The sequence below is a fragment of the Streptomyces sp. NPDC046215 genome, assembly GCF_040646215.1.
Classification (GTDB): domain Bacteria; phylum Actinomycetota; class Actinomycetes; order Streptomycetales; family Streptomycetaceae; genus Streptomyces; species Streptomyces stramineus.
This window is the reverse complement of sequence record NZ_JBEYZW010000032.1, coordinates 27,808-41,507: the sequence shown is the minus strand read 5'-3', so window position 1 is coordinate 41,507 and position 13,700 is coordinate 27,808. Positions and strand designations below refer to the sequence as shown.

General features: G+C 67.3%; 10 protein-coding genes. 7 read left to right on the top strand and 3 right to left on the bottom strand.

The features are described 5' to 3' along the window. Positions 1–29: 29 nt before the first annotated feature. The 3 genes from ABZ951_RS16415 to ABZ951_RS16405 all read right to left on the bottom strand — a co-directional run bounded on the left by ABZ951_RS16415 (position 30) and on the right by ABZ951_RS16405 (position 4,255). Entirely contained in the window at positions 30–1,226 is a 1,197-nt protein-coding gene (locus tag ABZ951_RS16415) for a hypothetical protein (protein ID WP_344090828.1), read from the bottom strand. A gap of 45 nt (positions 1,227–1,271) precedes the next feature. Then, a complete protein-coding gene (locus tag ABZ951_RS16410; RefSeq protein WP_344090830.1) occupies positions 1,272–2,768 on the bottom strand; it encodes an FAD-dependent oxidoreductase in 1,497 nt (498 codons plus the stop codon). A gap of 212 nt (positions 2,769–2,980) precedes the next feature. Further along, entirely contained in the window at positions 2,981–4,255 is a 1,275-nt protein-coding gene (locus ABZ951_RS16405; RefSeq protein WP_344090832.1) for a glycosyltransferase family 4 protein, read from the bottom strand. A gap of 240 nt (positions 4,256–4,495) precedes the next feature. Between ABZ951_RS16405 and ABZ951_RS16400 the strand changes: the two genes are divergently transcribed. The 7 genes from ABZ951_RS16400 (at position 4,496) to ABZ951_RS16370 (ending at position 13,609) form a co-directional block, all read left to right on the top strand. Then, on the top strand, positions 4,496–5,188 hold the full coding sequence (locus tag ABZ951_RS16400; RefSeq protein WP_344090902.1) for a response regulator transcription factor: 693 nt from the start codon (positions 4,496–4,498) through the stop codon (positions 5,186–5,188). Continuing rightward, a complete protein-coding gene (locus ABZ951_RS16395) occupies positions 5,181–6,686 on the top strand; it encodes a HAMP domain-containing sensor histidine kinase (RefSeq protein ID WP_344090834.1) in 1,506 nt (501 codons plus the stop codon). Before ABZ951_RS16400 ends, ABZ951_RS16395 begins: the two co-directional genes overlap by 8 nt. Positions 6,687–7,309: 623 nt before the next feature. After that, on the top strand, positions 7,310–8,461 hold the full coding sequence (locus tag ABZ951_RS16390) for a ParA family protein (RefSeq protein ID WP_344090837.1): 1,152 nt from the start codon (positions 7,310–7,312) through the stop codon (positions 8,459–8,461). Continuing rightward, on the top strand, positions 8,458–9,567 hold the full coding sequence (locus ABZ951_RS16385; protein ID WP_344090839.1) for a ParB/RepB/Spo0J family partition protein: 1,110 nt from the start codon (positions 8,458–8,460) through the stop codon (positions 9,565–9,567). Before ABZ951_RS16390 ends, ABZ951_RS16385 begins: the two co-directional genes overlap by 4 nt. Before the next feature lie 316 nt (positions 9,568–9,883). Further along, positions 9,884–10,228, top strand: coding sequence for a hypothetical protein (locus ABZ951_RS16380; RefSeq protein ID WP_344090841.1), 345 nt, complete (start codon positions 9,884–9,886; stop codon positions 10,226–10,228). 1,448 nt (positions 10,229–11,676) lie between these two features. Continuing rightward, positions 11,677–12,561, top strand: coding sequence for a ParA family protein (locus tag ABZ951_RS16375; RefSeq protein ID WP_344090843.1), 885 nt, complete (start codon positions 11,677–11,679; stop codon positions 12,559–12,561). Further along, entirely contained in the window at positions 12,554–13,609 is a 1,056-nt protein-coding gene (locus ABZ951_RS16370; RefSeq protein WP_344090845.1) for a hypothetical protein, read from the top strand. The genes ABZ951_RS16375 and ABZ951_RS16370 overlap by 8 nt, the downstream gene beginning before the upstream one ends. Positions 13,610–13,700: the final 91 nt, after the last annotated feature.

Below are 13,700 nucleotides of genomic sequence, written 5' to 3'. Positions count from 1 at the left end.
GTCGTACGCGGCGGAGCCTTTCCCCGGCCTCAGGACTTCTTGGGTTGCTCCGGCAGCCGGTCGGCGACGTCGCTCCGCGGCGCATGGAGGTGCTGCGGCACCGGTGGGTAGCCGTTGAAGCCCACCAGGGTGCTCGTCGAGCAGTAAGCGCCCGTCGACCAGATCACGCCCCGGTCGCCGGGGGCCAGGGCCAGGGGTGCGTGGTAGACGTTGTCGGCGGTGAAGGTGTCCAGCGAGTCACAGGTCGGGCCGCACAGTGTGACAGGCCGGGTGGCGACGCCTTCCGGGTGGCCGGGAAAGGTGACGCGATACTCGATGCCGCCGAGGTTGTCCAGGAGGCCGGCGTTATACAGCCCGGCGTCGAGGACGACATAGGTGCCGCAAGGGCGGTCGACGACGGCTTTCACCGAGGTGATGGTGATGCCCGCGTCGGCCACCACGGCCCTTCCTGGTTCGAGCACGAGGTGCGGCTGGTGAGGGTGGGGGAAGTGGCGGTCGACGGCGGTGAGGATGATGCGGGCGTACGCCTCCGCCGGTGGCACGCTGGTGCGGTAGGTGCCGGGGAGGCCGCCGCCGAGGTTGAGGTGCTCCACCGTCATGCCGTGGCACCGTATCCGGCGGGTGATGCGAGCGGCGCGGGCGATCGCTCGTTCCCACTGGGCCGGGTCGTGCTGCTGACTCCCCACGTGCCAGCTCAGGCCCGCCAGGCGGAGGCCGCTCCGGGCGGCGAGGAGGGCGAGCTGGACCGCTTCGTTCTCCGAGCAGCCGAAGCGGCCGGTGAGGGGCTGGGCGGCACCGGCGGTGTGTTCGTGCGCGACGCGGACGAAGACCGACGCTCCCGGGCACACGGCGGCGAGGCGTTCCACCATGGCGGTGCTGTCGGCGGTGAAGACCATGACGCCGTTATCCCGGGCGAAGGCGAGTTCCCTGGCGTCCGCGAACACGTTGGAACAAGCGATGTCCTCGGGTGGGCAGCGGGCGTCCAGGGCCTGCTGGATCTCGCCCGGCGAGGCGACGTCCAGGGCGCTGCCTCGCCGGACGAGGGTGGTCAGGAGTGCCTGGTCGGGGCGGGCTTTGACGGCGTACTGCACACGCGCTCGTCCCTCGAAGGCGGCCACCAGCCGCTCATAGGCCGCCAATGCTTCGCCTATGTCGAACGCCGTGAAGGGCGTGGGGCGCCGCCGGTCAGTGGCGAACCGGGTCAGCCATGGGCTGGGCGCTTTCATGGTTCCCTCCTCCGTCGGCGGGCTACGGCCGTCGGCGGGCTGACGTCACGTGCCGTGGTGGGCGCGCGCCGCGCGAAGGTAACGGCGCAGCAGATCGACCGACCGGGTCTCGATCGCCGTCGGGTCGAGGAACTGGGGGTCGACGACCTCCGGCGGCAGGGCGACCGGGTCCTCCAGGCTTTCGTAGAAGGTGCGGATGCGTGCGCGTGCCCACTCTTCGAGGGGTGTGCTGTCGAGCCACCACGGCATACGCGTTCCCTGGTCGTGCATGGTGTCCGCGGCGTGCCGCGCGGTGTCGTCGACGGCTTCGGGGACGGACATCGTCTGGATGGGCATGCGTTCGGGGGCGAAGTGGGTGAACGGGGTGTCCTTCTCCGCCGCGGTGTCCTGAAGGAGCAGCGCGGCGAGGTGACGGGCGATGGCCGGGCTGCTGTGGAAGCCGTCGCGGTAGGTACCGGTGGCGAAGAGGAGGCCGGGGATGGAGCACGCTCCGATGAGGGGGTAGCAGTCCAGGGGAATCGGGCGGGTGCCGATCATCCACCGGTGCACGTAGGAGACGGCGAGAGCCTCGTCGACCTGCTCGGACGCCTGCCGCATCATGGTCTGTGCCAAGCCCAGGTACACGCCGGGTGCGGGGTCGAAGGTGATGACGTTGGTCGCGCCGATGTACTGCTCGTCCTCCCCGGCCAGCGGGACCACGTGCAGGCCGCAGGTGCCGGCCCGGTTGGGTGTGCGGATCACGTGGGGGCCCCGGGGGCCGGTGTTCGCCCGTTTCACCGTCACGGCGAGGCCGGTGCCGTGCAGCATGGGCGGGACGGCGCCCGGGGGCAGCACCTGGCCCGCGAGTGCGCCGCTGGCCACGCCCGCGGCCAGCACCACCGCTCCGGCCGACACCGTCCGGCCGTCCTGCAGTTCCACCCCGGACACTGCACCGCCTGATGGTCGCAGCAGCGCGCGTACGGTGGCAGGCACCAGCTCCACCCTCCGCTCACGTGCCGCCTGTTCCAGGGCTGCGACCATGGCCCGCCCGTCCACGGCACCCTCGCGCCGGAGGTGCAGGACTCGCAGGGGCCTGTGGCCCAGGCGGGGTGAAAGGCCGGCCACCTCCTCGGGAGCCACGAGCTCGTGCGGTTCGCCGTGTTCCTCGGCGGCCGCACACATGGCCGCGAAGTTCTCGCCGGCGATCCGCCCCGAGCTGCTGCTCATGATGACGAAGGTGCCTTCGCTCCACGAGGCGCGCACCGCGCGGAAGTTCGCTCCGCCGACGTCCTCCTCCAGTGCCGCCAGCCACTGCGGCCACAGGTCCAGTGCCTCTCGTGCGACGGCGAACCGGGCCGCGGACACGGGATGGCGACCGGTGTACGTGGTGACTTCGCCGAAGCAGTTCAGCATGGCTCCCGCGGCCACGCTCGCCGCCCGCGCGCGCTCCGCCGGACCGATCACCGAGACCTTCAACTCCGGTGCCCGCCGCGCAATCTCCACGGCGACCGACAGCCCCAGCGCACCATTGCCCACGACGATGACATCAGCCAGACTGCGCACCCGACCCCCCGTAGGCACGGCCCGCGCACCTGAGCTGGTCCCGAGCGGAAGCCAGTCCGGAGCCGTGCTAGCTGAAGCTACCCTCCGCTTCCCCGGGGAACCTCGGCGCTGCTTCCGGGGGGCTTTCCCTCCCGAAGTTCACCCGTAAGGGTGTGTGCGCTCAGGCATCACCGGAGGACGCCGAAGGCGGGCGAATCTTGAATCTGGTGCTGTCAGTGATCACTTTTCAGCAAATTGCGGGCAGTAGAACGCAGGGCGTGTGCGGTGTCGATCGTGCTGGTCCGCGCGCGGTGTGCGATTTCCCGCGCGGGACCGAGCGATCGTCGGCCGGGGCCCTGACGAAGCAGCTCTTGGTAAAGGCTCAGGTGACGTTCGGCTATGCGCGCCGGGTCGAAGCGGGCCGAGTTCTTCAAGGCTGCCTCGCCCATGCGCTGCCGTAGCTTCTCGTCCCCCACCAGTTCGAGGAGTGCGGCTGCGATGGCGCCGGCGTCGCCGGGGCGGACGAGGCGTCCGTCGACTCGGTCGTTGATGATCTCGCGCGGTCCGGCGGGGCAGTCCGTGGAGACGACGGGGAGACCGCAGCGCATCGCCTCGACGATGGTCATGCCGAACGATTCGTGGTCAGAGGTGGAGGCGGCGATGGAACCTTTCGCCCACTCCGCCTCCATCGGGTTGGCCTTGCCCATGAGCCGGGCGTTGCGGCTCAGCCCGAGTTCACCTATCAGGGCGGACAGGTTGTTCTTCTCGTTGCCGGTGGCGTCGCCACCGCCAAAAATGCGCAGGTGCCAATCAGGGTGGATGGCGACGACCTCGGCGAATGCCCGGATGAGCAAGTCGTATCGCTTCACCGAATTGAGCCGGCCTGCCGCTATGATCACCTTGGCGGCGCTGTCGGCCGGTTCGACGCGGGCGGCGGGGACACTGTTCGGTACGGCCTCCACCCGCACTCCCGGCAGGCCGAGCTGCCGGTAGGTGCGTGCGTCGGCCTCGGTGACGGTGGTGAGGGCGTCCAGCAGCTGATAACGGTGGCGTATCTCGTGCCGCATACGAAAGCCATGGCTCGCGAGGGTCAGGTGCTCCTGCCCCACTCTGATCGCTGCACGGTGCGCTTGGCGGGCGATGTGGACGTTCAGTCCCGGTCTGGTTCCGACGATCACATGGGCGTCCAGCCTCGACAGGTACCGGCCGATGCGCTCGTCCGTGAGGCTGCTGTACTGCTTGTGCCGTCCGTCGGCGCGGGGGAAGATCTTGGCGGGCTGTGCGTGGCGGGGATCGTCACCGTCGTAGTCCGCGGAGCCCGTGCGCATGTCGACCAGAGGGGTCAGGCGCACCTTGGAGGGTGTGCCCATGGCCGGCGCCTTGCGGTGGCGGAGCACTGAGATGATCTCCACTTCGTGGTGCTCTGCCAGTGCTGCGGCCAGGTTGAACGTCGACCTGATCGTGCCGCCTATGCCGTAGGCGTTATGGAGCAGGAAGGAAATGCGCATGGGGCAGCACGCCTTTCGGTAGTGCAAAGGGTCTTCGACGGAAGGCGTCGAAACACAGATCAGTCCCTTTCCCGGATGGCAGGGGCACTGTCACCGGCAGGAGGCCGAAGCATGGGCGTGCCCATTCGGCAGCGGCCGGTGACCTCGCGGGGCGGCCCCACTATGCACAGGTCATCCTTAACCGTTCCTGAAGCCTGCTGAGTGAGCTGTGGGGCGCGTCTGCAGTGCGATGCTGGCGTGGTGAATATTCTGGTGGTGGAGGACGATCCGGTGATCGCGGCCGCCGTGCGGGACGGCCTGGAGGCTGAGGGGTACACCGTCACTCACACGGCGGATGGCCTCTCCGCGGTGGAGCTCGGTGGCACGGGCGCTTTCGCGGCCATCGTCCTGGATGTCATGCTGCCGTCGCTGAATGGTTTCGCCGTATGCGCACGGCTGAGAGCCCTGGGTGTCGACACCCCGATGCTGATGCTGACAGCCAGGGACGAAGAGCTCGACGAGGCCCGCGGTCTGGACACCGGTGCAGACGACTACCTGACGAAGCCGTTCTCCCTGGTCGTCCTCATGGCACACCTGCGGGCGCTGATCCGCCGCAGCACCCGTGCGGTCGCGGGCTCGGACCAGCAGGACGTGCTGCGCGCCGGTGACCTGTGGCTGGATGTGCAGGGGCGAACCTGCGGGCGTGGCGACGAGCGTATCGAGGTCACCGGTCAGGAGTTCGCGGTACTGGAGGTGCTGATGCGCGAGCCGGGCCGTGTGCTGTCGAAGGAGACGATTCTCGGCGAGGCGTGGGACATCGCCTACCGCGGCGGGACGAGCATCGTCGAGGTGTACATCAGCCTCCTGCGCCGCAAGATCGACCACCCGTACGGCACCCGGAGCATCGTGACCGTCCGGGGGCACGGCTATCGCCTGGACGACTCGCATGCCTGACCCCGTTCCCCGGATGCCCGGCAGGATGCTCCAGTGGTGGACGCGGCTGCCCACCCGGGCCCGTACCGCTTGTGCCGCGGGCGCTGCCGCCCTGATCCTCGCCGGTGCCGGGGCATGGTGGCTGCACCACGACGTTTACGCCACGCAGATGACGGCTGCCCGCGGCCGCGCGTGGACACAGGCCCGCGCGGTCGCGGCAGAGGTCGCCCGCATCCAGACCAGGGACCGGGAAGCCACCAGCGACATCATCGACGTGTGGCCAGTGGTGATCATCGGCCCGAGCGGTCCGTTCGCGTCCTGGCTCCCCGAGGCGTTCCCCGACGCGGCCGGAACGCTCCCGGCCGCGCCCGCGTCGGCGCGTCCCGGTTGGGGGACCTTCGTGCCGGTCCACTTCGGCACGCCGGCCGCCTCCTGCCGGGACAATCCCTCGCGCACCACGTCCGGACAGCCTGTCATCGACTGTCTCTCCAAGGCCTCGGCCCTGGCCGGACAGACCCTGGACATGGCCGGCACCGTCGTCGAAATCCCCAGTTCTTCGCCGGCGCCCGCCGGCCGTTACACCGTGTACGTCGCCGTCACCAGGACCGAGGCGGCCCAGACAGCCGACGCGCTCATCCCGGCGCTGGCCGGCGCCGTCCCATTGGCCGCTCTGATCGTCGCCCTCAGCGCCTGGGTGGCAACCGCCCGTGCACTGCGCCCCGTCGAAGCCATCCGCACCCGGCTGGCCACCGTCGACCAGCCGGGCGCGGGCACCCGAGTCCCCGTCCCCGCAGCCGAGGACGAGATCACCCGCCTGGCCCGCACCACCAACGACACCCTCGACGTCCTCGATGCCCACGCCGACCGTCAACGCCGTTTCATCGCGGACGCCGCCCACGAACTGCGGAGCCCCGTCACCGGCCTGCGGGCCACCCTCGAAGTCGCCCTCGCCCACCCCCAGCGGCCCGGCGCCCTTGCCAACGCCCTTCAGGCGACGACCAGGCTGCAGCACCTCGTCGACGACCTCCTGACCCTCGCCCGTCTCGACAACACCGCCGCACCACCGACGACCAGGACGCGGATCGACCTCACCGACCTCGCCCAGGAACTCCTCCTCGAACTTCCCCACACCCAACCCGGAGCCACTGCGCACCTCACCCTGGAGGCTCCCGACGATCCCCTCACCGTCCCGGGCGACCGCGACCAGCTGCGCCGCCTGCTGCGCAACCTCCTCGACAACGCGGCCCGTCACGCCAGTACCCAGGTCACCGTCACTCTCGACTCCGAGCCCGGGTGGGTGGAATGCACCGTGCGCAACGACGGTGAGCCCATCCCGGAAGCAGACCGTGAGCGCATCTTCGAGCGCTTCACCCGCCTCGACGAAGCACGCACCCGCGACACCGGCGGCAGCGGCCTCGGTCTCGCCATCGCCCGGGACATCGCTCGCCATCACGGAGGAACCCTCACGGCCACGCCAACCAGCCGGGGCGCGGCCTTCCTCCTCCGACTCCCCGGCTAGCGCTGCCTTTCTTGATACGGAAGGTCGTCCGTAGGTGTGTGCAGTTGGCCCCGGAACCTCACCTGTTGGCCTTCAACTCCGCGGGGGAGGTGCTCGATTGGCAGTCAGGGTTGGGCTCCCACCAGGCGGCCTTGTAGCGACTCCGCCCTCGGGTCACGACATCGCTGCCTGAGGCCGTGTCCCTCGCCCAGCTCCCTGGTTGCCGATCGTGAGCGGCTTTGCCTTGCCGAGTCGTTCGGGTCGGCTCGGCTCGGCTCGGCTTGAGCGAGCTGACGGGGCGGGGCTCCGCAGGAGCGCCCTTTATTACGTCGTAATGAACGACCGGGCATCAGGGACTGCCGGTGCGGGGGGCGTGGGGGCGCTGATTATTACGTCGTAATGAAGGACCGAGGCTCAGCGACTGCCGGGGCCGGGGGGCCGTGGGGACGCTCATTATTACGCCGTAATGAACGACCGGGCATCAGCGACTGCCGGTGCAGGGGCCCATGGGACCGCGTCGGGCCGGGTTGAGATCACAAATTCATAGCCGGAATGTGCTGTTCCTTATGCCAGGAAGGTATAAAAAGGTACAAGGCGCGCCTAACCGACGAGGCGTCAGCGGCAGAAGTCAGTAAGGTGACGTCATGGCATCTCCGTACCCTGATGGCGAGCGGGAAAAGGTAGCGTCCAAGCTGCCGAGCGCGCTTCGTCAAGAACTCAAAGTCCGTGCCGCTGAGCTCCGGATCGACATCCAGGACGCCGTCACCGACGGCGTGAACGCCTGGCGTGCGAGCGTCGAGCCCTACTCTCCTGTCGACACCACCGGCGCCGACTCGTTCAGCACCTGGCTCCCCGCCGGCCTGTACGACGCATTCAAGGCTGACTGTGCCGCCCGCAAGGTCTCCTACACCCAGGGCCTGGCCCAGTCGATCCGTGGCTGGCTCGATGCTCACTCCTCCCCCACCGCGCGCCCTGAGACGGGCATCCCTCAGCGCAAGATCATTTGTAATCAGAAGGGCGGCGTCGGCAAGACGTCCATCGCGGCGGGTGTTGCCGAGGCGTACGCCGAGGCCGGGAAGCGCGTGCTGCTCGTCGACTACGACCCGCAGGGCCACCTCAGCGAGCAGCTCGGGATCCCGCAGATCGCGCCGGGGCACGACAGCCTCGTGGCTCACATGTGCGCCGAGGGCAAGGGCGACCTCCGGGACCTGCTCGTCACGATCGAAGGCGAGCGGTTCGGCAAGCGTCTGCATGTCCTGCCGGCCTGCTTCGACGGGTTCCTTCTGGACGCGCGGATCGCCACCAACACGCGGATCCGTCATCGGGAGACCACCCTGGAGCGGGCGCTGGAACCGCTTGAGGACGACTTCGACGTCATCGTCGTCGACTGTCCCCCGAGCCTCGGTATCGCCATGGACGCCGCGATCTACTACGGGCGTCGGCGGCCGAACGAGCAGTCCGGTGTCTCGGGCGTCATCATCCCCGTCCTGGCTGAGGACAGCTCCGCTACCGCCTACGCCATGCTCGCGGACCAGATCGGTTCGCTGTGTGATGACCTTGAGCTCGATCTGGACTACCTGGGTCTGGTGGTGAACCTCTACGACAGCCGCCGCGGCTACGTGGCCACCTCCTCCCTCGCGGCCTGGAAGGAGATCGGTGAGCCGCCGGTGCTGGCGATCATCGGTGACCTCAAGGAACAGCGCGAGGCCGTCCGTAAGCGGAAGGCTCTGCTGGATTACGCGCCGTTGAGTGACCAGGCCGAGGCGATGCGGCAGATCGCGAGCGCGACGTCATGAGCAAGGCCGACCAGATGGGGGAGTCCTCTGCGTTCTCCCGGGCCGGCACCGCTCGTAGCGCCCGAGGTCGGGCCATCAGCAGCGCGCTCGACGGCAGTGGACCGAATCAGCTCGCGCTGCATCTGCTGGGTCACAACCCCGACAACCCCCGCGAGCAGTTGGGCGATGTCACCGATCTCGCGAACAGTCTGCGTGATCACGGGCAGAAGCAGCCGCTCGGGATCATGACGCGGGATGCCTACCTGGAGGCCAATCCGGGGCGGGACGAGGAGCTGGAGCCGAGGGCCATGTATGTGGTCATCGACGGTAACCGGCGGTTGGCTGCTGCGCGTGAAGCCGGTCTGTCCTCGCTCAAGGTCATGGTGGATGACAGCCTGGGGGCTGACAACAACGCGATTCTGGAGTCCGCTCTCGTCGCGAACATTCACCGTGAGGCGTTTGAGCCGTTGGATGAGGCCAGGGCTCTGCAGCAGTTGTTGGAAGTTCATCAGACGCAGGACCGGCTGGCGAAGCGGCTTCACCGTTCGCAGGGGTGGGTCTCGCAGCGTCTGTCGCTTCTGCAGCTGACCCCTGAGCTGCAGAGGCGCTTGGAGGCGGGCGAGGAGCCGGTCGACCTCTTGCGCACGGTAGGTAGGAAGCCGCCGGAGAGTCAGGAGACTGCTCTGCGGGCTCTCAAGGAGAAGAGGGCTCTGGAGCAGGCGGAGAAGGAGGCCAGAAAAGCGGCGCGTCTGGCGGGGGAGCAGCGGACTCCTGTTCAGGCTGTGGCGTCAGGGTCTGATGAAGGACCTGACGGTCTTCATTACGACGTAATGAAGACCGCTGATGGCCGGACGCCGGTGGAAGGGACCGCGTCGGCTTCGAAGGCAGCCTCTGGTCCAGGTGGTCTTCATTACGACGTAATGAAGACGAACGGTGGCCAAGGCTCTGCGGCTTCCCGGGATGAGCCGGTCTCCCCCAGCCCCGTAGGTGCCCAGAGTGCTGCAGTGGCCGTTGGCGTCGAGGAGATGCCGTGGCACAGTCCGGCCGCGGTGCTGCGCATCCTGCGCGAGCACATGCGGGCGGCTGACTTCGAGCAGCTGATGAAGGAAGGTATCGAGCTGATCTGAGCAACGGCTCTCGAGCCGTGTGGCCCCGCGTCCTTGCCCCTGGAGGGTGGAAAGGACGCGGGGCCTTTTCGTTTGTCTGCGCTCGCCGCCGCTGCGGACGCGATCCGCGCGTACAGGGTGAGCCGTCAGGAAGCCGTCAGGAGAAGTTCGAGCTCACTGCCTCCGGGCAGGGCACCTCCTTTACTTGCACGTCACCGGTGCCCTGCCCGTCGAGACCTGCTTGCTACACCTGCCGTAGCAGCAGGCAAGACGTGGTGTACTGGTCGGCCGTCTGTGCTCATGACGGCAGAACAGGACAGAACGCTACGGAGCGAGTATGTGGGACGGCCCCTTCTATCGGGTCAAACGTGACGGGTACGAGATCTGCTTCGTACCCGGTGCAGGGGAAGACCTCGACGAGGTCTGCAATGTTGACATGTGGGTCGTCCGCGATGACGGTGACCGGTGGTCCGGAACCGTGTTCACCCTTGCCGAGGTGCAGCGCATCATGAACCGGCAGCGGCGGGCAGGCGAACCTGAAGGCGAGTACTGGTGGTGCTGGGACGGCCTCATCGTTCGCGATCCGGGACTGCCGTCGATGGTCAAAGTCATCGACGGGCTCGTCGCCTCGGGCGAGTACGAGACAGTCCTTCGCCATATCGGGCCCGAGTCGGGCTCATGATCCGACGCCGGTTACGAATCCGCCGCCACGACCGCGCAGGCCACCGACCGCTCTGACGTCGTCCGCGCGATGGCCTGGGACCGGGCCCCCGCCTGACTACCCGCTCCGCGTGCTTCTACCGCAGCGGCGAACTCCCCGTCATCAAGGGGGCCGTCCGTCACTGATCTGACCGGCGACGACCTGGACGTGAGCCGACAGGATTTCCTGTGGGATGGTCCAGCAGATCCTCGGCTGAACCGCTCCCAACTCCGTACCCCGAAGACCGTCGGCCGCCGGGCGTGGCTCGTCATCGGCGCCAGCGTCCACCTCGACTCGTCTGCCAGGGCCGCTGCCGACCTGCGGCAGCCCTAGGAGAAATGTGCCGAGCCCGGCCGGCTCGCACCCGCCCGGATCCACTGCGGGTTTCGGTGCCGTGGCAGCTCAGTCGTCAGTATTACGCCGTAATGAAATAACGAAGGGGTCGGGTCGCCCCGACCATGCCCGTGACTCTCCGCGCATGTCACGCGGCCTCGCCCACGGGGTGGCATAGGGCGCGTCCACCGCTCTGGGAGGGAGAGCCCGAGAGCCGCTGCACTGCTGGGAATCCTGACTGCGTGCGCGAGTTGCGGGTCTCCTTCCTCAGCTACAAATATAACGATAGCTATCCTCATGCATGTCGAGACACATAGACCACATCGAGTTGCGATAGCTACACCTAGTGATGCACTTAGAAATCTAACGACTCATATACCTGTTGTTGCATTCGTGGAAGTACCGATCTGTGTTCTCTTATCTATAGCTATAACTAGTGCGCTGTTGCTAGCTAACTAGCTAGCGATGTAACTAACTACCTGCCGAACTAACCATTCACCCATGGAGCTGCCCTACGGACGGGCTTGCTGCTGCGCTGCCGCCTCAGCTGCCTAACTTGTGACCGGCCTACCTGCCTAACGACCTACCCAGCGCCCTTACTGACTTACTGCCGAGCTGTCGCACTACTCACCTCGCTGACCGCCCACCTGACGATCGCGTCAGCTTCCTGCCTTACGATCCCGCCGCCGAACAGACATGCTTACCGGCTTGCGCGCTCCGACGCTGCTCTGCCTGCTCTTCACCGACCTCACTGCTTTGCGCACTGACCAGCGAGCTGACAGCCACCCTGACGACCTGCCTACCTGTCCTGTCGTCACCGTCCGTCGCATCGGCACCCCCTGACGGACCCCATCCAGGTCCTTCCCGCGCGTCGGGGTGCACCAGTGGACGCCGGTGCTGTTATCGTCGTGCGTGAAGATCCTGTGTCACTAGAGCTAACCGATCCACGACGGACGCAGCGGAAGGGCGAGAAGCCGTTGAATCCGGCATTTCCTCCCCCGCTCGCAGGTCAAGCGAGTGCTTAATGCCCTGGTGACAAAGGGCTTCAGGCAGCAGGCACCACTCAGACGATGTAGCAGGAGAGGCGGAACAGGGCGATGAAGGTCCTCGCGGTCGCGAATCAGAAGGGGGGCGTCGGCAAGACGAGCACGACCGTGAACCTGGGAGCGGGTCTCGCGCTCGCCGGTCACCGGGTGCTCGTAGTCGATCTCGACCCCCAGGCCCAGGCCGGGACGGCCCTCGGAGTGAACCTCTCCGGTGAGGACCAGCTGGCCCGTTCGCTGGGCTGGGCGATGCAGGCACGTATGCAGAACATGCGCATAGAGCTGCCCACCATCATGTTCGACCGCGGGGAACTGCTGGAGGACTGGGACAGCGGGGGCTCCCTCCATCTGCTGGCGGGGGAGGAGTCGACCATGTCCGCGGCCCAGGACCTCATTCACAAGAAGGGGTACCAGGCCACGCCGATTCTCCGTCGCATGCTGCTGGAGGTCGAAGATTCCTTCGATTTCGTTGTCATCGACACCCCGCCGGCGGTCTCCTCTCTCGCGGCTACCGCTCTGGCGGCCGCGGACCACGTGCTGACGGTCTGCTACCCGGAGTACTCCACTCTCAAGGGAGCCGTGGCCATCCGAGGCACGGTCGGGTATGTCAAGGACCGGACCGGTGGGGAGTGTGATCCGCAGTACCTGGGCGCGGTCCTCAACCGTTCGAGCGCTCCGTCGACGATGAAGGCCCAGGAGATCAACATCCGCAATGGTGTCATCGAGGCCGGCCTGTACCCCTTTGTCACTGATATCCGCAAGGACGACCGGATCTCCGGTTCCTACGCGTACGGGGAGCCGGCCGTTCTCCGCTTCGCGAACCATGCACCGGGCAAGCAGTACGCCCGGCTGATGGGCGAGGTTCTCACACGCATCGACCAGCCGGTCGAGAAGTGGGAAACCCCCGAACTGATCGCCACGGGGGCCTTCGATGAGTAGTTCGTCCGCCGGTGGCAAGGGCAAGAAGAAGTCCGCCTCGGCATTCCAGGCAGCAGCCAGGGGTAAGGGGCAGTCGGCAGCACTGCTGCAAAATCTTCTCGCCGGTGCGGACGAGGTAGCCGAGCGTTCCTTCCTCGGCGGTGGAAGCGCGCTCGCACCCGCTCCCGTCAAGCCCGGCGCTCCGGATGCCGCTGAGGCTGCCACTCCGGTCCCGCCCCAGAGCCGGGATGAGACAGAGGCTCCGGAAGCGGCTTCGTCGCCCGCTTCCTCGCCCGCTTCACCGGAGACGCGCAACGGCTCGCGCCCGGAAGCGGCGGAGGAGCCTGCTTCAGGCAACCCGTTCAGCAGCAGTGACCTTCCGGTTTCTGCAAAGAAGACCGGCCCGCGCACCCGCCGGTCGACGAAGTCGCCGTCGGAGCCCTCTGCCCCGTCCACAACTACCGCTAAATCAAGCACAGTTGTCGATCCGAGCCCCGCCGACGCTCTGCCTGAGACGCCGGGCAGTGACGAGCCTGCGCTCTCGGCTTCGGCTCTCGCGCCTTCTTCACGGCGGCGTTCCAAGAGCACGCGTGGCCCGTGGGCACACACTGCGGTCCATGAGAGCTTCGCTGAGGCGAAGATCCGCTCGGAGGAGTGGGAGCAGCACGGTTTCCGCATCGAGCCCGAGGTGCTGGCGGCGCTCAAGGCCCGCATTGCCCAGGACCGCCGCTCATCGGGCAATGGCGGGCTGGCTTTTGGTCACTACCTCGATGCGGCACTGCGGCACACTCCGACGAACGTCGACGAACAGATCGCGTGGGCCCAGCAGTTTCTCGATGATCGAATGGCATATGTCGAAAAGGGCAAGCAGTCGACCTACCGCGTGGGCCGACAGGCCCACGCCCTGATGTCCTCCCTGCACCAGGAGCTGCAGGAGGCGGACTACGGCCGACGGGGACTGTACGTGATCTCCGCTGCGCTTGAACGTTTGTTGCAGGCGCTCAATGCCGAGGGCGAACTGCAGCGGCCGGAGCGCCGGAACCCGGTCGGAGAGGCATCCACGGCCTGAGAGCTGCAGTTCCTTCCTAAATATACCGATGCCTGTAGCCAACGCTATCGCGTTGGCTACAGGCATATTTACAGGTTCTTCTATACCTTCC

Bases quoted from the DNA above. Each gene is read 5' to 3' on its own strand.
- ABZ951_RS16415 (WP_344090828.1), bottom strand. From the start codon at position 1,226: ATGAAAGCGCCCAGCCCATGGCTGACCCGGTTCGCCACTGACCGGCGG.
- ABZ951_RS16405 (WP_344090832.1), bottom strand. From the start codon at position 4,255: ATGCGCATTTCCTTCCTGCTCCATAACGCCTACGGCATAGGCGGCACG.
- ABZ951_RS16395 (WP_344090834.1), top strand. From the start codon at position 5,181: ATGCCTGACCCCGTTCCCCGGATGCCCGGCAGGATGCTCCAGTGGTGG.
- ABZ951_RS16390 (WP_344090837.1), top strand. From the start codon at position 7,310: ATGGCATCTCCGTACCCTGATGGCGAGCGGGAAAAGGTAGCGTCCAAG.
- ABZ951_RS16385 (WP_344090839.1), top strand. From the start codon at position 8,458: ATGAGCAAGGCCGACCAGATGGGGGAGTCCTCTGCGTTCTCCCGGGCC.
- ABZ951_RS16380 (WP_344090841.1), top strand. From the start codon at position 9,884: ATGTGGGACGGCCCCTTCTATCGGGTCAAACGTGACGGGTACGAGATC.
- ABZ951_RS16375 (WP_344090843.1), top strand. From the start codon at position 11,677: ATGAAGGTCCTCGCGGTCGCGAATCAGAAGGGGGGCGTCGGCAAGACG.
- ABZ951_RS16370 (WP_344090845.1), top strand. From the start codon at position 12,554: ATGAGTAGTTCGTCCGCCGGTGGCAAGGGCAAGAAGAAGTCCGCCTCG.